We start from the raw sequence: 19436 nt of genomic DNA, 5'->3' as shown, positions 1-19436 counted from the left end.
ACAGCAACTTAGTTAAGGTGACGGTACTTCACTTTACGGTATTTGAGGTGACGTTATGTAAAGTGCTGCGCAGGGAGTCCGTCGCTGGCTTTACTTTGCAGTTACTAATTACTTCCTATGATAATACCAGCCTAGAAGTCTTTCTCGTCACGGGTTTTTACTAGCATAATTTTAAAGCCATTAAATTGCTTACCCATAATGTTTTTCATGGCGAAAATACCAAAAAAGATTCCAAGAGCGGCTCCGAACCCTTGAATATAAGGGGTAAAAGGCTCGATAGATAAGCCAAGAAAGGCCAGCGCTAAGCCGATAGTAAAACCGAAAACTACAGCGGTGGGTACCGTCCAAATCAAAAAACGCCAAGCCCAGCTCCACCAAATGCGCGCTGCTTGAACCCAAGTTACTTTTATTTCTTCCATGAGCCACCTTTGACGTTAAGAGTGTGTTGGCTAAACCCTATAAGTGCACAGTTTACAGCCGTCTATCGAAAACGGCTAAACGCAAAAGCTAGCTCAGCTAAAACATAATCAATTAAACTGCTTACTTGAAAAATCTATCAATCATTGCCAACGCAGATTGGTTATAGCCCACACGAGGCTCAAGCGGCGCGTCTTTGGGGCGAATACCGAGTTTTATACCGACAATCGAGTCATGGGTTAACGCCTCTCCACAGGCCGCTAACGAGCGATGGATTTCTTCTTCTGTCAACAATGAATGCTCAGCGCCAAAATCAACAGTTGAGTTTTTCGCTGCAGGCATGTGCGTGTCTTTCCAAATGCCATAAGGTGAATCTTGGTCTGTAACACCGGAGAACATCAAGCCTTTGAGCAAACCGTGAGCCTTAACGTGTTCAATATGCGCTAACACGCCTTCAGTGCTCATGCTTTCAATGGCGGAACGCCCCCAGTTGATGAGTAGCCCTAGGTTGGCATTGTTTGCTGCATTAAGTTCGTTTATGACTGCTATTTCATCATCAAGTGACAAAAAGCCTTTAGCGTGGTCGTGCTCAGGTACTAGTGCGTCGCAGTGTTCAATGACAATATCGGCGCCGTGCCAATCCCAGCTGAGCATGGTTTCTAATGAATCCTGCAAAGATTTCGCCGAGCCCTCGGCTTTGCTTCGATCTGGAGCCGTTTGTATTTCAATGGCTTTAACAGCCTTGCGGCCAAGGCCTTTATTTAACTTGCCAATGGCATCACAGGCTCTTTGCATAAAGGCGAGGGCGTCTTGGCGACCAGCTTTATCATCTGATGCGATGCCAAAGTGTGGGTTTTTACCCAATGCACCCATGATGCCCGGCACGCAGGTAAATACAAATTGCCAATCAGGACTCACGTTAGCGATAAACCAATCGTCATCATGGGGATGTAACGAGCCGGTGAAGGGGTGCTCTAAACCTTGCACATTTTTAAGAGCCTTTAGCTTAGTAAAATAAGCGTGTTCAGCTTCAGCGTCCCACTGTTCCCACGCAGGGGAGGTGGCGTAGGAGCCGACAAAATAATTCATGTGAATTCCTTTTTGAAAAGTGAAGGGAAACAGGTGTTTATCCAACTTTAGCATGAAGGAAGATGCTTGCGAATAGCCACATACGCGCGCTAAGTGTAAAGATACTTCGCTGAGATAAGGAGCTTGTATTAAACACAGTGTTGAGGGCGTCTTGCAGTATCGGTGAGCAGGGTGTGGCTGATTCAAGACTAAGGACGTTGTCTCTGTCACAATTGGCTCAAGGTTTGCACTATTTTCAGTATTAGGTATGCGTATAAGCGTTAGCAGCTCTGCCAATTTATCACGGCGTGCTAACGGTAAAATACCACTTTGTTTTATTTGGGCAAATCTAGGAATCAACGCAATGCAAATCCAACAATCAAAGACCACTTTGTTTGACTACCTTAACAACGCTAGTGACGCAGATGCCGCATTACAAGGTGTGGTAGATGCCCAGAAAAATAATATTTCTGCTGGATTGTCTGATGTGCAAAGTAATTTAGCAAACGGAAACATTGATGACGCGTTAGCGCGTTTAAAATCAGGTGAGAACGGCATTAATCTACAAACGCTAGATAACATGCTTAGCTTCAACATGCGCGGGGTCACTGAAGATCTCACAGATACAGCGAAAAGTTTAGGTCTTACTTTTGATGTTAAGCTCACCCAAGAAGAGGGGGCATGGGTCGTTAGCAGCGAACATGACCCTGAACACAAAGGCCTCGCTCAGCTCCAACAATACCTCGATAGAAACCCCAGGCTGCAAAGTAAGCTAGATGATTTAAATTCGTTGTCAGAATTTTATGAACTAGGACAGTCTCAGGAATATGCAAAACAACTACAAGAAGCTGACGTGCATGAAGACGACGTAGTCACGTACTTAACACAAAGCCGAGACTACTTGTTTTCACTGGACAGTTTTTATTTATCGGATGCGGGGCTCTCTATCGCCTCTCGCGGGGAGTCAGATGGCTTGTTTGAGCAGGTGAAAAAAACATTGGGGTTAAGTGAAGAGGAGGATTAATGCGTTGTCAGACTGCAGCTTACTGTATCTCATTAGGCAATTCGTGGGTGGCGGTTATTTGCCACAGGGGCAGTGATATATTCTGTTAATTGCCGCTTTAAAAGCATGAGCGTAACAAATACAGATCTTAAACAGCTAACTTACACTCAGCAGGTATAGCGAATGTCTTGCCTTTAGAGCGTGTTTTTTACTAAGATCCCCCGCTCAAATTTAAATATTCTATTTTTTAATGCGCCTACATTCTTTTTTTTACGAGCTTAGACATCTACTTGGCATTTCTGCTAATACCACCAGTCACAATGAAAAAATCATATCCGCCTTAGGGGGTGCTTTAGGGATCGCTGGGATAATGTGGGTCATGCATTTTGTAGTGCAAGCACAACTGTTAACAATGCATAGCAGTATTATGATCATCGCTTCGATGGGGGCAAGCGCCGTCTTGCTATTTGCTGTGCCTCACGGGGCGCTTTCGCAGCCGTGGGCTGTTATCGGTGGGCACCTCATTTCAGCTGTGCTGGCGATAACCAGCGTAAAGTTTCTAGGGCATGGGTCTTGGGTTGCCGCTTTTGCTGTGGGCGGCGCAATAGGAGCTATGTATTACTTACGTTGCATTCATCCCCCTGGCGGAGCAACTGCGCTTACAATCGTGGTTGGCGGGGCAGACATCAACGCCTTGGGGTATGATTTTTTATGGTTGCCATTGGGGCTGAACCTAATCGTCATCATGCTTATTACATTGGCGTTTAATGGTTTATTTGATTGGCGACGTTATCCGGTGCACCTTTCTCACAAGCTAAAAAGAGGCGCTAGTACCCCATCGGCCGAGCGGGAGCATGAATTAACCCAAGAAGATTTTGCCGCTGCTATGCAAGAGTTAGATTCATACGTGGATATCACCCCAGATGGCTTGACGGACTTATTGGAGTTAGCCAAAAAGCATGCTGAAAAAAATACCACGCATCCATCCCGTATTATCGCGGGGCGGATATACAGTAATGGCAAATTGGGGCGATTGTGGAGTATTCGCCAGGTCGTTGATGCAGCACCGGCAAACACTCATGCCAGTAAAGACAAGGTAATATACAAAGTGTTAGCTGGTGATGGTGGTTATGAAACACATATGTGTTTACGCCGCGAGTTTCACACATGGGCGCGTTTTGAAGTGGAAAAACATAATCAGCAATGGGTGAAAGTAGAGGAATAAGCACCCCGTTATCCATCGAGTAACAGCAGTCAGCTTCATAAAAGTGTTTTACTACTGACTGCGCTTTTACTTCATTTAATTTTATATATAGGCGCCATAAATGGCGCCTGCGCCAAGTGAGTGTGATAAACAATTGCACTTTCGAGGCACAAAACGCTGTAATTTAACGCAACCCTCGCTCGGTCGTTAAGTACGTCGCAAAGCTGCCCAACCAGTGACTGCCCATATAGTGCATATCGTGGATCACCGAATTTATGCCGGCTTGCTGATGCTTCTGAGCTGCACTTTGGATAGCGGCTACTCGTTTATCGTCTGCTGGCAGCGCCGATGCAATTCCCTCTAGCATCCACGCTCGGCTCAGGTTTAGGCCATCCAGATGGGCGAGTTTACCGTCACTTTTATCTGTGACAGTGGCTACGCTTATCCAGTGGCTGTCTCCATTTTTGGGGATCGACGGCAAAAATGATGTTAACCAAGTCGCATATTCGCTGGGCGGTAAAATGCGGCGCATTAAATCGGCCTCCGCAATGCAGGGTGATAAGAAATCTTGGCCCGATGGTTCATATGCTAATGGGCAATTAACATCATTGGCGTATAAACGGCTTACGGTGCTTTTAAGCAGTTGATTAAAGGCGCTATTGTTCGCTGTTTCACTCCAGTCTAACATTAGACCAAAGGCAAACGCGGTTTGGCTGTGCTCGCCCACACGGATCGGAAATGACAATTTGGGTAGCCAGTCGCTGACGTTCGCGACGATTTTATCTTCCAGTGGCCCAAGCGTTGCTAGCCATTTTTTCGCTTGCGGGTCGTCCCACTCACGTAATTCAGTGGTTAGCTGTAAGAACCACGCCAAGCCATAAGGGCGCTCAAAACTGGTGCCTGTGCCTTCACGATTAAAATAAGCCAGCTCACCCTGAATATTGGCTTGGCTAAAGCTTTGACTCAAACTTGTCATTATATCCTGATAATGCGCTGAGTCTGGGTACTGACTGGCAATACGTGTCAGCAACCAATGGCCATGTACAGATGAATGCCAATCGAAACACCCGTAAAAAGCAGGGTACAACGCTTTGGGCGTTTTGACGTCGTCTTTGCTCGTCATCATGTGCTTAATGATGTTGGGGTATTCTTTGTGCACACATTCAAGGGCAAGTTCGGCAAAACGATCGGTCACTTGGTCCTCGCTCGGTGCTATTATTTGGTCATTTTGTGCTGCGAAGGCGATGCCGCAGTACATCGCAATGGACAAACTCATGGCTTTGATTTTCATGAAAAATCTTATTTTTTGGAATTGTTAAACGCAGAATACTCGCTGTGTATGGGGGTTGCAACACGTGGTCAATCTGCAGCGCTGGTACTGGCAAAAAGAATGAATCAATGAACGAGCGAATACTCGGATACATGACCCATCCTGCAAAGAGCAGCAATGCACTATAACTACGATGATGAACCTATAAGCCGCTTCAGCGTATAAACGCTAACTTTCACAGCTGCGCATAGTTTCCGATTAGCAAATATGCATTCACAACTTGCGTCAAAACAGTAAAGCTGGGTAAAATACTGTATAAACCACTGTATGAAAATATTGGCCTGTTGAAATAGGCGATAAGCAATAGATAATAGAAAGTGAGCGCGTCACCGATGAATCTTTTTAAAATTAATGAAAATGACTGTTGGCAATCGGTAAACGATGGCGTAATGGGTGGCGTATCAAAGTCACAGTTATCCCATGTTGACAAACTCGCCGTGTTCAGCGGGCATGTTTCACTTGAGAACAATGGTGGTTTTGCCTCCGTAAATCGGCGAGTATTTGTATCAAACGTGCCTCACGAAACTCAGGTGTCGATTCGAGTTATGGGTGATGGCAAGCGCTATCAGTTTCGATTGAAAGCAGGTACTGAAAAAGGCGCGCCATCTTATGGTGTCGGGTTCACCACTGAAGCGAATGAATGGCAAACGTTCCGCTTTAAATTGAGTGAGTTTAAGGCAACGTTGCGCGGCAAAAAAGTGCTTGAGGCCCCACCACTGAATTGGTTAGATGTGAAACAGCTGGGCTTTTTGATTAGCGATCGCCAAGAGGGTGACTTTTGTTTATTGATTGACAGTATCACTCTACATGAACGATAAGACTGCCAGTGCCAGAACCCGTATACCTCAGTAGAACGTAACCTATATGCAAAGCCCCGTGAAATCAGGTCTAATATTGCCTGAGAAATACTACCTTGATCATTTTAACGAGTTCCTCGCTTATACGCAGACCCATTGCGCGGCATTATTATTGCCAGCACATCACGATTTTATTCAGCGCTTTGAGCAATTAGCGCACAACACCCAATGCATGTTTGTGCGTGTGGTAAATCGAAAAGGCCTGTTCATCGCCTGCAGTACCTTAACCTACGGGGAAATTGAAGACTGCCAACGGGAGCTAGCGATACTCACTGACTGTGGCGTGTTACGTTCGGTTGTTACCAGCGATGTCAGTCCCTTTCTCGATACGCTGAACAAGGCGCAATTGATCGAATTATTAAGCTCGCAACAGGTAACGTTTAAAAAAAGTGCTGCCAAAGCCGTTTTATTAACGCTAGCCCGTACGCTTAGCGCTGAGGCAATCACCCAACATACCTTATGCGACGATTTCAAAGTAAAAACATTCGTTGATGAGTGGCAATACTTACTGTTTTTATTTTTTGGCAATCTTAATAGCGCGCTAGACAAGTTCTCCATGCGGGACTTGGGCGTCCTTAAAACGCGCAATAAATCTAAGCAGCAAGGCCCGCGCTTTGACGGTATTGAAGAAGCCCAAAGTGCCTTCTATTTTGCTCAGCAAAAACAGCGTTTGGGATCTCTGTGCCCCGAAGGACTGACTGAATTTGCGCAACAGCAAGAATTGCAACAAACGCCCGTGGGGATTACAGCCAATGAATATGCTGCACACTTTTGGTACGAGCTGGGCTGCGCCTTATTAGCCATTGATTGTGAGAACGCTAAAACACAAGCGCTGGCATTTTGGCGTTTATCTTCACACCAAAAAGCACAAGAGCGCTTGATCAGAGAAACCTATAAATTTGATAAAGAGCGCGCCAAGTTGGCCCTTGAAGCGATACTTGATGTACCGAAAGACGACGAACTAAGTTTGTTCGCGTTTGACTTTTACCAACGTAAGTTCAATCAAGCAAAGTTAAGCGTGCGTACCCAGCGTTTACGTGAGCACAGTCACAAACTTTACATTGATGAAGTGTACAAAGATCGCGTGGAATTAGGCGTAAAACGCTACTACGAGGGGCAAAATCTATGCGTGGATAATGCTGCGCATGGGGGTAAACAGCAAAGCGAGCTTCAGGCTGAATCTCTTGATCAAACCCCAGCACAATTGCCGGCAAATATTTTCGCTTATAGAACCGAAAATCGCTTATTCAGGGCACTATTTGGTTTAACGTTTTGGCATGAATTGTTTAATGAGGCCGAGCGCGCAACGGGCTCAGAGTTTGACCGCAGACCACGCCTGATAAAAGAAAACTGTCTGTACGATGAGTTAGGTGCTCAGGTGGAAGCGCGCTTAGCGCTGTTCACTCAATGTCAATCTCAACCCCAGCCCCAGCCTCAAAACAAACACCAGATAAACAGCGTATCCAGCCATGCCATGGCATACCTGACGCAAGTTGCAAGTCGATACTATGGCCAGCCTAACGGTATATTTCGTTGGCACCCCAAGATGCTTGAGATCATTGGCGTATTCTTACGACATGTAAACGGGCAATGGGTAGCGGACCACTTAAGAGCAATGGCGAAAAACTACCAAGGGTTAAAAGATGGTTACCCAGATTTAATGGTGATTGAAAATCAGCAACTGCGCTTTGAAGAGGTGAAAGCGCCGGGGGATCAACTTCGCGCCAATCAGCTGGTGAGTATCGACGCATTGCAAAATGCCGGGTTTAACGTCGGGGTGTGTCAAGTAGAGTGGCGTTATAACCCCCAACAACCCTATGTCGTGGTTGACGTTGAAACGACAGGAGGATGCAAGCCGGGGCATCGCATTACTGAAATCGGCGCGGTTAAAGTGATTGACTCCAAGGTGGTCGACAGCTGGAGTAGCCTTATCAACCCTGAAAGACGGGTGCCGCATTTTATTACCCGTTTGACGGGGATCAGTAATGATATGGTCGAAGACGCGCCACTTTTTTGCGAAGTCATAGATGATTTAGAGGCGTTTATGCAAGACTGTATTTTCGTGGCTCACAACGTGAATTTCGACTATGGCTTTTTTAAGTTGGAATACGGGCGATTAGAAAGAGCGTTCTCTATGCCTAAGCTATGCACAGTGCGCGAAATGCGTAAGTATTATCCTGGCTCACCATCTTATTCGTTGGGTAAATTAAGCAAAGAATACGGATTGTCTCTTGATAATCATCACCGAGCCTTATGTGATGCTCAAGCTGCTGCTGAGCTACTGATCATGGTGAACGAGAAAAAACACACAGTATAACGCTTGCCTGCGTGCGCTGGTCCGTGAGCTTTCTTGGTAACGGGTAAGTATGACGCGTTGAATTTAAGGAATAGCAGAACGCCCGCTGCTTAAGTAGGTTGCGCGCCCAGTAGTGGTAAGTGTTTTACCTTGTGATAGGTCATCGCGATTAACAAGCACTGGTTTAATGGCGTGTCATAAATGCTTTTGGTTAAAGGAAGACTAAGTGCGCGATTGCCCTGATAAGTAAAACTGTTTGGATACACCTCTTTGAATGTGTCTATTAGCCGAGTCTGGCAGTGAAAATAAACGTTGAAGAGCTCTGGTGTTTTGTCTTTCCAATCGATGCGGATAGGGCTGCCACCTTTTACTGAAAAACTTGGCTCGCCCCATTTTAGCGACTCCTCCACTTTACCTAAGCGATGCACCTTAGCAATATGCCGTATTTCATTTCGAATAGCGCTAAACTGCGCTCTGGCGATTTTAGGATACTTATCAGAAATGACGATGGTCATAATGTAGGGTTTCTCCACTCTTTAACGTTGGCCGATAGAACCGAGTCCCGCTAACATTCAACGCCAGATGACAGGGGTTACAAATTACATTATGTCACGCTGGATCACGCTAGGCGGCCCAATAGGTTGGTATAAGCTCGGCGTATTGATTTCAGTTGCGATCAAGTCTTGCCTTGTTCTAGGGTGCATCAGGTGGTTGAAATTGTCTACTTGCTGTCTATCTGCTGATAATGGGTATTTAACCAAGCATCCAAGGTATCCTCTTGCAGCAGCATCAAGGGACTTGACGTGCTGTGAATATTCGCCAGTTTAGGGTGTGAGGCCAAGGTGACAATTGAACAGCCAAGGCTGACCTCAGCGCTTTGTTTGTTGATATATTTTTGTATAAGCCCCCAAACGCGATAGCGCCTTTGTGCGCAATAACGTCATGTAGTGCTTAGGTATGTTTTTATTACCTCGCTGTTCGAATTCAGTTTCTCCAAACCCTTTGGCAACGATGATGCAACGGGCCGTCCTAAAAGGTTGGTACCCAGCTGTTCGGGGTATATTTAGCTTATCGTAGCGGGGATTAAAACTGGTAAATTTGGAGGGTTTGAAGCCGGTGTCTCTCGGTTCAAGTAACAGCCACCACGTTGCTTTTTGAAACAAACGCTGACCCTCAAGCTCGCGGATGATTTACGCGTCGCTTGCAGCGCGAATAAACCGATTGGGCGCTAACGGCGTCATCGTTAAATCGATACCTAGGGTGACGCATAAGCCTTGAACGAACTCATTGTCTATCACATTAAGCCTTCCACACATGTTGCATCCTAATTGCACCCTAAAAATTAATTAAAGTTATTTGAATTCGACATATACTGTATATAATAACAGTGTATGTTGAAATTTATTCCTATTAAAGCCTCTGCCGGTATTGTTGGGTTCGAATCCCCTGCAACAGAATATACCCAGCTAAGCCTAGATTTAGACCAACTCTTGATTGACCATCCATCTGCGACCTATATCGGTATCGCACAGGGGGAGTCGATGACCGGAGACGGTATTTTTTCCGGCGACTTACTGATTGTCGACCGTGCCCAAGATATTAAAGATCGAGACGTGGTGGTCGCCAACCTCAATGGTGTATTTGTGTGTAAAAAGATTGATAAAGTGCAGCGTTGTCTACTGTCATCCAGTAATCGATTTCCCCCCTATTTTTTACAAGAAGGCGATGATTTCCAAATAGAGGGTGTGGTGACGCGCTCGATCCGCCTGCATCGACCTTTTAAAAAGCCAATGTAATGTTCGCTCTATGTGATGCCAACAGCATGTACGCGAGTTGCGAAAAAGTGTTTGATCCAAGTATTCGCAATAAGCCAGTGGTGGTGTTGACCAACAACGATGGCTGTATTTGTGCAGCGTGTGGCATTGCCAAACGAATGGGTGTCGGGAAGAAGTTCGTACCTTATTTTCAGGTCAAAAAAGAGCTAGAAGCGGCAGGTGTCGTTATTCGCTCAAGTAATTACGAGCTTTATGCCGACCTGAGTCAACGCATGATGGATACGTGCGCGCGCTTTGCCCCTGACATCAATGTGTACTCTATCGATGAATGTTTTTTATATTATGGTAAAGACGCAACTGCGCCCCAAGATGGTTGGAATAACCTTGCTAACAGTATTCGAAAAACCGTGTGGCGGGAAGTGAGGTTGCCTATCTGTGTTGGCATAGGGCCGACGCCTACATTGGCTAAAGTGGCCAATCACGCGGCTAAAAATGTGAGTGGTTTTATCGGCGTGGCAGTGCTGGATAACGAAGATGCGCGTAAGCATGTGCTGAAGCAACTGGCTGTGACTGACGTGTGGGGCATAGGAAAACGTTTAGGTGTTAAATTGAATGCGCTGGGGATCCACACAGCGTGGGAGCTTGCAAACCGTGACCCGTCGCACATCAGAAAGGCGTTTTCGATTATCGTGGAAAACACGGTGCGAGAGCTAAATGGCGAGATTCGTCACTGCTGGGAAACCGTAAGAGGGGCCAAAAAAGAAATATACAGTACGCGCAGTTTTGGCAGTCGCGTGACTGATTATGATGAATTGCGAGCGGCGCTTGCTGGTCATGCTGAAACTGTAAGTGTGAAACTGCGTAAACAAAAAAGCGTGACCAGTAGTATGACGCTTTTTGCCACTAATTCTCCCCATGATAATGGCGGGTATGTGCGGCGCTCTTTCTTTCATCGCTTCACTGTGCCCACAAATGACACGCGTAATATACTTCATGTGATTGACAGTGCAATGTCTCAGCTTTTTCAACCGGGTGTACATTATTACAAATGTGGTGTCGGGTTGATGGACTTACATGAGCAGGATTTATATCAGTATGATTTATTTAACCCGTCGAATGACAACTCAAGGTTGATGGCATGTATGGACAATATTAACTCGCGCTACGGACGTTCAACCGTGCAAATGGCGGCCAAAGGCTTTGAGCAACGTTTTTCTATGAAGCGGGCGTTTTTGTCCCCGCAGTACACGACGCAGTGGCGAGATATACCAAAAATTAAGTGCTAGTACTTAATGGCGTTGAAAAAAAGCAATAGCAGGGATCATTTAAAGTACTAAACAGACAACCTGTGATTACATAAAATAGGTAGTCAGAGCTCGCGCTTAAAGAACACTATCGAACGCTATAACCTTCAATTAGTACTTTTTCTGCCGCGGAGCCGAAGCGTTGTAAAACGCTGATATCTTCGTCAGTGAACACACGAGGCTTATCAAACAACAGACAAAATGTGCCCACTTCGTAACCTTCGCCCGTATGTAAAATACTACCAGCGTATGCGCGAATGAATGGGGCGCCTGTTACCAAAGGATTATTTTTAAAACGCTCATCAGCAAGGGAGTCTGGAATGATCAAGTATTCTTCCTCGGCAATGGCGTATGTACAAAATGAAATTTTTCGTGGTGTCTCTGTTACGTCCAAGCCTTGTTTTGATTTAAACCACTGACGGTCTTCAGTAATTAAGCTGATTAAACAAGATTTGCTATTAAAATGATTTCTTGCCTCAAGGGTAATCGCATCAAGTAATTGGTCTTGCTCTGTGTCAATGATATTCAAGTTTTTTAACGCACTTAAGCGTTCCAGCTCATGGGGTAACCGTGGGTAATCGGGCATGTGATACTCAGTTAACGTGACGGGATTTCGATGTCGATTTCTTAGTCAAGTTGTGAAAAGGGGGAAGGGCGTATAAACGCGAGCGATATTATCATACTACCTTGGTTAAGATATAAAATAACGTAGGAATTGCTGTCATATCTGCAGTTAAATGTGGTGCGATAATGCTGCCATTTGCTCGTTACCGACAGGGAGAATGTGCGCATCAGGGCGAACACGTGCGGATGTTCGCCTGATACGAGGTGGTAGTGTTTTATGGCTCTTTTTTTAGTCCCTTTTAGCTAGTTAACCGGGCCCGAGTGCGGTGACGCAGCGCGAGGCAAAATGCAGTAAAAAGAAAAATGCTGAACGTGCCTGCTGCGGGTACTGAGTTAACTTGCGCTGACGCGTTTAGAGCCGCACTGTCAATGGGCATAAAGGATTGGATATTGGCTAAGGTAAAGTCAGTGGAACCAGAGGCAATAGCGGTCAAATTAAACGTGAATGCACTAAAGTTTGGCTGCGTAAAATCCTCAAAGTCGATAAAAGACATCGCAACACCATACGTTTGTGCGCTGACCTCAAAAATAAATGCTCCAGTATTTGCTAAGTCACCGCCCACCGAATTAGGCGCGAAAGCAAAAAGATCAGTGTCAAATTCTATTTCAAAGCCCAGAGTACTGAATGGATCAAAATTTGTAGCGGATACGGTGACCGAAAGCGCCTCGCCTATGTTTAATTCAGGCGAACTGACATCTAGGGTAAGCAAGTTCGCTTGGCTGGGTAGGCTAAAACACAGTGCTAAAATTAACAGTAATTTTTTCATGAGATATATTCCTTATTCTTATTTTGTTTGACTAGGGTGCACAGCGGGTTCGGGTGCATGCGTTCATGAGTAGTCGTGTGTCGAGTAAGTTAACCGTACCATCGCTATTCATATCAAAAGACAGGTCGATAGATTGCCGCATATGAATAGCAACGATTAAGCTTTGTATGTCGTTGATATCCACGTCGCCATCTAGGTCGTAATCGCCGACCAACGCAGGGCTGACGATGTTGATACGTTGCACAGCGAGGTCTTGGGTGGCGCCGTCAGTGGACTTGACGAGTACATAAAGAAAGTAAAAATCATTGGCGGGTAGTGCATCACTCGCCGCTATATTGGCGAGGGAAAACGTGACGCTGGCTGAGCCCGATTGCTGACCAATTGCATTGGCATCTTCGAGTATGATGTCTTTAACCATAGAGTAGTCTTCTCTCAGATGGCGTAAGAAGAAACGTATACCGCCTAGCTCATCACTGACAGCGTTGCCTGTACCCATATCAAAATCAACTGAAACCGCTAATGAACCGCCCACTTCGTAGTCTGTGGAGCGATATAAATTCGGCTCGCTAAATGTCAAGGAAAGCTCACTCACCTCTTGCTCGATACGAATGGGAAATACACCAGGAATGTTATATTTATCGCCGTTGGTGCTATTAAAAACAGCAAACAAATAGTAAAAATGCCCAGCAGGTAAGGCTGCGCTGGGCGTTAAGTCTGCTAGTGAAAAGGTAGCGGTGGCAGCACCTACTTGTTGACCGATTGCTGAGGCATCTTCGATAATGATGTCATTGATGAGGCCAAAATTTGCGTCCAGTTCACGTAGGTAAAAGCGCACGCCGCCTTGCTCACTCGTCACTGTATTTCCATCGCCCGCCTGATAATGTGCTGTTACAGTAAGTTGTTGGTCTGTTTTGTAGATTGTATCGCGATATTTACGCGCATCATCCAGTGTTAACGACGGGCTTGTGTCAATATTGCCTGCTTCAATACTAACCGGGAAAGCACTTGTTGATTGAGTTTCCCCGTTACTAGAAACCACCCTAACAAATAAAAAATAGAACTCGCCATCAGGGAGGTCTGCACTGGCTTGTAAATTGGTGGGTAGGGCTAATTCGACGCTAGATGTACCACGTTGAGTATTGACCGCGTGACCATCTTGCACAATAGCAACATCAGATATTAAGCCAAAACTAGCGGTTAAATGACGCAGTCTGTATTCGACCCCGCCAAGTGCTGCCGTCACAGTATGGCCCGTACCAGCATCATACTCAGTGGTGACGTGCATAGCTTCACCTGCGGTATATACCGTACTTGCGTAAATGCTTTGATCATCGAATGTGATCGACGTAGGGGAGGGCAACTCAACCTCGATGTCTACCTGAGCAATAAAGCTGCCCTCTTCAGTGGTTGCAGTGATCCTCGCTTCCCCCTGCATTAAGGCACTCACCAAACCTGTTTGCGTTACAGTAGCCACCTCGGGCGCACTGGATTGCAAAAAATAATTTTGGTTGGTGGCAAAGTACGGGGTGATAGTGGGGTTTAGTTGTAGTGTGCTTCCCACAGCGACCACAGCCGATGTGGGCTCAATAGTGATCCCCTTTACAGGGCCAGCACTGGGGCGGACATCTGATGTGAAGCTAAACACTTTAAGGTTCACGCTGGCAATATGTCCCCCATCATCGCCAAAGGTCACATCTATTTCGTTATTAGTGCGCAAAAGGTCAATGGGGACAGGAAATTCGATAACACCAAAAAAGTCGCCTCGGGTGTTCTGAATATCCCCAGAAATTTGTGCTGAAGCTGTTAAGGTTTCTCCATTAACAGCGATAGTTGGTGCGAGAGACTTGCCTAACTTACGCCCAACAACAACGCGCAATATGCCTTCACCAAGCGCGCTTGTAGCAACCGAATTAATATTAAAGCGACTGATTTGATTGGCTGAAATGGGTTTTAAATATTCAGTGGCAAAATACTTTTTCTCTTGTGATGTTTCGTTGATGACGATGTCTGAAGGGTAATCGTATTCGATTACCATAGTCGCTTCAGCAGCAATCGTGACTTCTTGGATATCTGACGCATGACTTGTTTCATCAAGCGCGGGGGCTGCGCCTTTGAGATACAGATGCTTAATGCGTGTCGTGGGCTGACTTGACGCAGGCGCGCCGTACTTGTGCACAACAATTTTTTCCGCTTGTTCAGTAAGATTACTGATCAGCACATATGCTTTGTCATTTTGTACATAGCTATCAATAAGGAAATCACTGTTAGTGGAAAAGGTATCAACGCGAGTGCCTTTTACATCGGACCATAGCTGATAAAATTTGACCATTTCAGTAAATACCCAGTTTTCACCGGTTTCATTCGGTGCTTCCTTTTGTTGACGAAGTAATCGCCAATTGTAGGGCGTACCGTCTGCTGCCGTGCCCCACAACGCTTTGATGGGGACAAAGGGAATAGAGGTTAAGACGGAATCGGGACGACTGAGAAATTGCATTAACATGGGGCTAGCGGTTTTAAGAAACCACCAATCGCGTAATGCAGACCAAGGCGCATTTTCCATGGGTCTATTTCGGCCGCCATATTCTGAAATAACGTGAGGTTTGGTTTCACCTAAAGCGAGTAGCGAATATTGATCTATCATGTCTAATGTTGCTTCGAGTCGACTACCTTTAAAACGATTGTCGTCCTCAAGATCATAAAAATGGGTTGAATACACATCCATATGGCTGCCACTGGTATCAATAAATAGCTTCATTCTTTCTTCCCAGCGAGCAAACTCTCTTTGCTCAAATATAGGGAATGCCACCGTAAAGCCACCAATTTTTATATGGGTGTTGTGTTGTCGAAAAGCATCGGCAACGTCGTTATGAAAGGTAAAAATATCGATTGGCGGGATGGGCTGCTCTAATCCGAGTTCATGTGGCGCATCCGTTACCTGATAAAGAGGTTCGTTAAGCACTTCAAAGTAAACGGGCGCTAGGTGTCCCTTTGTCACGGGATCACCCGCAGAACGAAAAAACTCGTTAACATATTGTCCAAGGAAATCACCGACCGCGTCGCCACCTTTTGCTTGCCAAGCACTTCCACCGCAACAAGGTGAAGTGTTACCTAGATAATGCGCTCTGGGTTGGCCGCCTATCATCAAGTCTCCTCGGCCATCGTATTGATGTAAAGCAGACTTGTTTTGTCCCCAATTGGTTTCGCGCTGGGCTTGACCCCGAGCGATGATATTCTGCGGATCTGCATAACCTATGTTGGCTGGGTCCTCAATGGCTTGGTTAAAATTCCAAACGGTGCCACCGTTATCTCGACCAAAATAAACGTCTAACTCTTCCATCATATACTTAAGTTTGTCTTCTTCACCCTGCCAATCATTATCGTTTAGCGTGGAATGCAGTTTTATATGGTTTTTGCGCTCAAATTCAGATTTACCTTCAACTGAATGTTTGACATTCAAATTAACAACTACCTCTGTCGTTGCGTGTATGTATGTTGGTATCGCGACCAAACTCGACGTTACAAGCAACCACGGAATGACTTTTAACATAGTGCGTTCCTATTATGTATGTGGTGGTTTTACAGGCTCAACTAACTCGCTTAAAACTGAATCGACACGTAAATTGGGTTAGTTGCGGGCAATAGATTATATTACTTGGTTAACAAAGTGTAATTAATTGTTAACAAAAATGTTTGGTGTTTTACGTGAAGGGTTGTCTTATACAGGCTTCTTGACCGTGATTGTTTCATTGCTTTGGTGATGAATACGTATGTAGGGCGCTATGCGGGGTAAGGGATGGCAGGTATGATTTGTGACTAATTTGTTAATTTATCTGTATTGGATACTATCTTTATGCGTTTACCGTTGTCATACATGCTCTCATATTCTTTTACTCGCGCGTGGAGTGTGCCTCTTGTAGTGCTTACTAGTAGTTTATTTGCCTGTTCGCATGAATCGGGTAAGCGAGATGAAAACGTTCAATATAAGGGGGGCGTCGCAGTGGCGAACATGACGCACGAGCACGTGAAGCCAGTGGTGTACCAGGTGTTTACCCGGTTATTTGGCAATACCAATACCACCAATAAGCCATGGGGCACCATTGAAGAAAACGGCGTTGGGAAATTCAGTGATTTTACCGATGAAGCCCTGCAAGGCATAAAAGAACTCGGCGTCAGTCATATTTGGTATACGGGCGTACCCCATCACGATGTGATCACCGACTATAGCGAGTACGGTATTTCAAATGACGATCCCGATGTGGTTAAAGGCAGAGCGGGCTCGCCATATGCTGTAAAGGATTATTACACGGTTAACCCAGATTTGGCAGATGATCCAGCAAACCGGTTGGCAGAATTCGAGGCACTGATAAAGCGCACGCATAAAAACGGCATGAAAGTCATCATTGATATTGTGCCTAACCACGTGGCAAGAAATTATCAATCGCTGGCAAAACCTGATGGTATGAGTGATTTCGGTGAAAAGGATGATGTAAGTCTTGAATATGCGCGAGATAACAACTTTTATTATGTCGTTGGGCAAGATTTCACGGTGCCAAAAGCCCCTCAAGGATATCAACCTTTAGGCGGGGAAACCCACTCGTTAGCTGACGGGGAATTTAAAGAATCACCCGCAAAGTGGACGGGCAATGGTTCACGCAAAGCACAACCTGATGCCAATGATTGGTATGAAACAGTGAAAGTTAATTACGGCGTTAAGCCTGATGGGAGCTACGATTTCGCCACGCTACCCGCGCAATATGCCGACAAAACGGCCGATGAACATGTGGTGTTCTGGACAAATAAGAGTGTGCCGGACTCATGGATTAAATTTCGTGATATTACCCAGTACTGGTTGGCAAAAGGTGTAGATGGGTTTCGATACGACATGGCTGAAATGGTGCCAGTGGCGTTTTGGAGTTATCTAAATTCGCACATTAAACACACCAATCCGGAGGCATTTTTACTGGCTGAAGTGTACGATCCGACTAAGTATCGAGAGTATATTACTCAGGGAAAAATGGACTTCTTGTACGATAAAGTCGGCTTTTATGACAGTTTAAAAGGGGTCATGCAAGGTCAATTACCCGCTTCTGTTATTACAAAAGCGCATTCAGAAGTAGCGGATATAGAGATGCATATGCTGCACTTTTTGGAAAATCATGATGAGCAGCGCATCGCTAGCCCTCAGTTTGCTGGCAGCAGTGAATTAGGAAAGCCGGCATTAGTCGTATCAGCCTTAATAAGCCGCGCGCCGACACTCATTTATTTTGGCCAAGAAGTGGGGGAAGATGGCAGTGAAAATATGGGCTTTGGTTCAGCCTCTCGCACCACCATTTTTGATTATGCTGGCGTTCCAGCGCATCAACGCTGGATGAACCAAGGAAAATTCGACGGTGCGATGTTAGCCCCAAGCGAAAAAGCCCTCCGGGATTACTATCGCCGGGTGTTACGTATCTCAGCAAGCCAAAGCGCGATGGCGGGGCCCTATGCGGACTTGCATTCAGTTAATCTTAATCAGAACAACGATAATGATGAAGCAACATACAGCGAGTCTATTTACGCATTCAGCCGCTTCGATGACGAGCAAAAAATAGTGGTAGTCAGTAACTTTAGTCAAGGGGGGAAACAGTTCGAATTAGTGATCCCCGAAAGCTTAATTTCTCAATGGGGGCTACCTGATGGCGAATATACGATGTTCGATTTACTCAGTGAGCAAAAAATGAATATTAACGTGGAAAATCAAAAAGGTCGTATATCAATGACGCTAGGATCGTTACAATCTGTGGTACTGAACCTCGTGAAGTAAAACACGCAGGTAGAATTTTTGATAACCACATTGTAAAGGCAGGATAAATGCGGAATTGGATAGCGAGTTTGAGTCGTCTGTTGTTTTTAGTGATGGGTATGGTGTTCACGTTTTTCGTACTATCTGGTTGCGGCGAAGTTATTCAGCGCCCGACGTCGGCCGCGTCGAATGTATCTGTATTACCTTATCCGTTTTTAATACCTGAACTGGATCGCCAAAGAACTGTTCGCCTTTATCTACCGCCGAATTATGAGCATGAAACTCAGTCATACCCTGTTATTTACATGCATGACGGACAGAACCTGTTTGATAATGCCACGGCTTACGCTGAAGAATGGGGAGTGGATGAAAGTCTAAACGCGCTGGCTAAAACATCAGGACGAAAATTTATCGTTGTTGCCATCGATAACGGCGGTGATTTTCGGATGAATGAGCTTAGTCCATGGGCCAATAAACGCTTTGGGGAAGCACAAGGAAAAGCATATATGCAGTTGATTGTGGATGTAGTGAAACCTTATATCGACAACAACTATCGCACTAAAGTCGATGTAAAAAACACCGCGATGATGGGCAGCTCAATGGGCGGCTTAATCACCCACTACGCCATACACAATTACCCAGATGTGTTCGGCAAAGCCGCTATTTTTTCTCCCTCTTATTGGTATTCGCAAGATGTGTTCAGTGATACCAGGCTACATAGAAGCAAAGATTCCGCTCGTCTATACGTGTTATACGGCAGTAATGAGGGCGACGGGATGATTGCTGATACAGACAAAATGCAGCGATTGATTAAAGAGCAGGGTCACCCTCGTGAAAACATGCAATTCGTATCCATCGCTGGTGGGCAACACAATGAACAACTTTGGGGTGATTCATTTACCGATGCGATTGAATGGCTGTTTGAGATACATTAGGCTTGTTATTAATTGGGAGTTGCCTAATCGACACCTATATTGAAGATACATGTTATTGCTGCAATGCATTAGCA

At 45.5% G+C, this 19436-nt stretch carries 16 protein-coding genes; 8 read left to right on the top strand and 8 right to left on the bottom strand.

Annotated features, from left to right (window positions below; translation table 11 throughout):
- Nucleotides 1-131: 131 nt before the first annotated feature.
- Together PATL_RS12005 and PATL_RS12000 are read right to left on the bottom strand one after the other, a co-directional pair.
- Nucleotides 132-419 (bottom strand): hypothetical protein, encoded by a 288-nt coding sequence (locus PATL_RS12005; RefSeq protein WP_011575151.1) that lies wholly within the window; start codon nucleotides 417-419, stop codon nucleotides 132-134.
- A gap of 121 nt (nucleotides 420-540) precedes the next feature.
- A complete protein-coding gene (locus tag PATL_RS12000; RefSeq protein WP_011575150.1) occupies nucleotides 541-1506 on the bottom strand; it encodes a DUF4862 family protein in 966 nt (321 codons plus the stop codon).
- Between the two features lie 343 nt (nucleotides 1507-1849).
- On the opposite strand from PATL_RS12000, the gene PATL_RS11995 reads away from it, so the two are divergent.
- Nucleotides 1850-2509 (top strand): hypothetical protein, encoded by a 660-nt coding sequence (locus tag PATL_RS11995; protein ID WP_011575149.1) that lies wholly within the window; start codon nucleotides 1850-1852, stop codon nucleotides 2507-2509.
- A gap of 358 nt (nucleotides 2510-2867) precedes the next feature.
- Nucleotides 2868-3713 (top strand): HPP family protein, encoded by an 846-nt coding sequence (locus PATL_RS11990; protein ID WP_232283220.1) that lies wholly within the window; start codon nucleotides 2868-2870, stop codon nucleotides 3711-3713.
- Nucleotides 3714-3876: 163 nt separating this feature from the next.
- On the opposite strand, the gene PATL_RS11985 is transcribed toward PATL_RS11990, so the two are convergent.
- Nucleotides 3877-4983 carry a DUF2891 domain-containing protein gene (locus tag PATL_RS11985; RefSeq protein WP_011575147.1) on the bottom strand — a complete coding sequence of 369 codons (1107 nt, stop codon included), beginning with the start codon at nucleotides 4981-4983 and terminating at the stop codon, nucleotides 3877-3879.
- Nucleotides 4984-5354: 371 nt separating this feature from the next.
- On the opposite strand from PATL_RS11985, the gene PATL_RS11980 reads away from it, so the two are divergent.
- Both PATL_RS11980 and PATL_RS11975 read left to right on the top strand, forming a co-directional pair.
- Nucleotides 5355-5840: a CIA30 family protein gene (locus PATL_RS11980; RefSeq protein ID WP_011575146.1), complete on the top strand. Its 486-nt coding sequence runs from the start codon at nucleotides 5355-5357 to the stop codon at nucleotides 5838-5840.
- 46 nt (nucleotides 5841-5886) lie between these two features.
- Nucleotides 5887-8196: an exonuclease domain-containing protein gene (locus PATL_RS11975; protein ID WP_011575145.1), complete on the top strand. Its 2310-nt coding sequence runs from the start codon at nucleotides 5887-5889 to the stop codon at nucleotides 8194-8196.
- Between the two features lie 89 nt (nucleotides 8197-8285).
- On the opposite strand, the gene PATL_RS11970 is transcribed toward PATL_RS11975, so the two are convergent.
- Together PATL_RS11970 and PATL_RS23045 are read right to left on the bottom strand one after the other, a co-directional pair.
- Nucleotides 8286-8690 carry a DUF1801 domain-containing protein gene (locus tag PATL_RS11970; RefSeq protein ID WP_011575144.1) on the bottom strand — a complete coding sequence of 135 codons (405 nt, stop codon included), beginning with the start codon at nucleotides 8688-8690 and terminating at the stop codon, nucleotides 8286-8288.
- A 675-nt stretch (nucleotides 8691-9365) separates the two neighbouring features.
- On the bottom strand, nucleotides 9366-9491 hold the full coding sequence (locus tag PATL_RS23045) for a hypothetical protein (protein ID WP_301547043.1): 126 nt from the start codon (nucleotides 9489-9491) through the stop codon (nucleotides 9366-9368).
- Nucleotides 9492-9566: 75 nt separating this feature from the next.
- Here PATL_RS23045 and PATL_RS11960 point away from each other — a divergent pair, with 75 nt between their 5' ends.
- Both PATL_RS11960 and PATL_RS11955 read left to right on the top strand, forming a co-directional pair.
- Nucleotides 9567-9971 carry a LexA family protein gene (locus tag PATL_RS11960; RefSeq protein WP_011575143.1) on the top strand — a complete coding sequence of 135 codons (405 nt, stop codon included), beginning with the start codon at nucleotides 9567-9569 and terminating at the stop codon, nucleotides 9969-9971.
- Nucleotides 9971-11236 carry a Y-family DNA polymerase gene (locus tag PATL_RS11955; RefSeq protein ID WP_011575142.1) on the top strand — a complete coding sequence of 422 codons (1266 nt, stop codon included), beginning with the start codon at nucleotides 9971-9973 and terminating at the stop codon, nucleotides 11234-11236. The genes PATL_RS11960 and PATL_RS11955 overlap by 1 nt, the downstream gene beginning before the upstream one ends.
- Before the next feature lie 106 nt (nucleotides 11237-11342).
- On the opposite strand, the gene PATL_RS11950 is transcribed toward PATL_RS11955, so the two are convergent.
- The 3 genes from PATL_RS11950 to PATL_RS22240 form a co-directional block, all read right to left on the bottom strand.
- Nucleotides 11343-11840: a GAF domain-containing protein gene (locus PATL_RS11950; RefSeq protein WP_011575141.1), complete on the bottom strand. Its 498-nt coding sequence runs from the start codon at nucleotides 11838-11840 to the stop codon at nucleotides 11343-11345.
- A 277-nt stretch (nucleotides 11841-12117) separates the two neighbouring features.
- The gene (locus tag PATL_RS11945; RefSeq protein WP_011575140.1) at nucleotides 12118-12645 is read right to left on the bottom strand and encodes a hypothetical protein; all 528 of its coding nucleotides are present in this window, start codon (nucleotides 12643-12645) and stop codon (nucleotides 12118-12120) included.
- Between the two features lie 31 nt (nucleotides 12646-12676).
- On the bottom strand, nucleotides 12677-16192 hold the full coding sequence (locus tag PATL_RS22240) for an Ig-like domain-containing protein (RefSeq protein ID WP_011575139.1): 3516 nt from the start codon (nucleotides 16190-16192) through the stop codon (nucleotides 12677-12679).
- A gap of 459 nt (nucleotides 16193-16651) precedes the next feature.
- On the opposite strand from PATL_RS22240, the gene PATL_RS11930 reads away from it, so the two are divergent.
- The gene (locus PATL_RS11930; RefSeq protein WP_086003961.1) at nucleotides 16652-18448 is read left to right on the top strand and encodes an alpha-amylase family glycosyl hydrolase; all 1797 of its coding nucleotides are present in this window, start codon (nucleotides 16652-16654) and stop codon (nucleotides 18446-18448) included.
- A gap of 47 nt (nucleotides 18449-18495) precedes the next feature.
- Nucleotides 18496-19362 carry an alpha/beta hydrolase gene (locus PATL_RS11925; RefSeq protein ID WP_011575137.1) on the top strand — a complete coding sequence of 289 codons (867 nt, stop codon included), beginning with the start codon at nucleotides 18496-18498 and terminating at the stop codon, nucleotides 19360-19362.
- Nucleotides 19363-19436 lie beyond the last annotated feature (74 nt).

Source organism: Paraglaciecola sp. T6c (assembly GCF_000014225.1).
Classification (GTDB): Bacteria; Pseudomonadota; Gammaproteobacteria; order Enterobacterales; family Alteromonadaceae; genus Paraglaciecola; species Paraglaciecola atlantica_A.
Note: the sequence above shows the minus strand (reverse complement) of the source record. Positions and strands in the feature narration are given on the sequence as shown.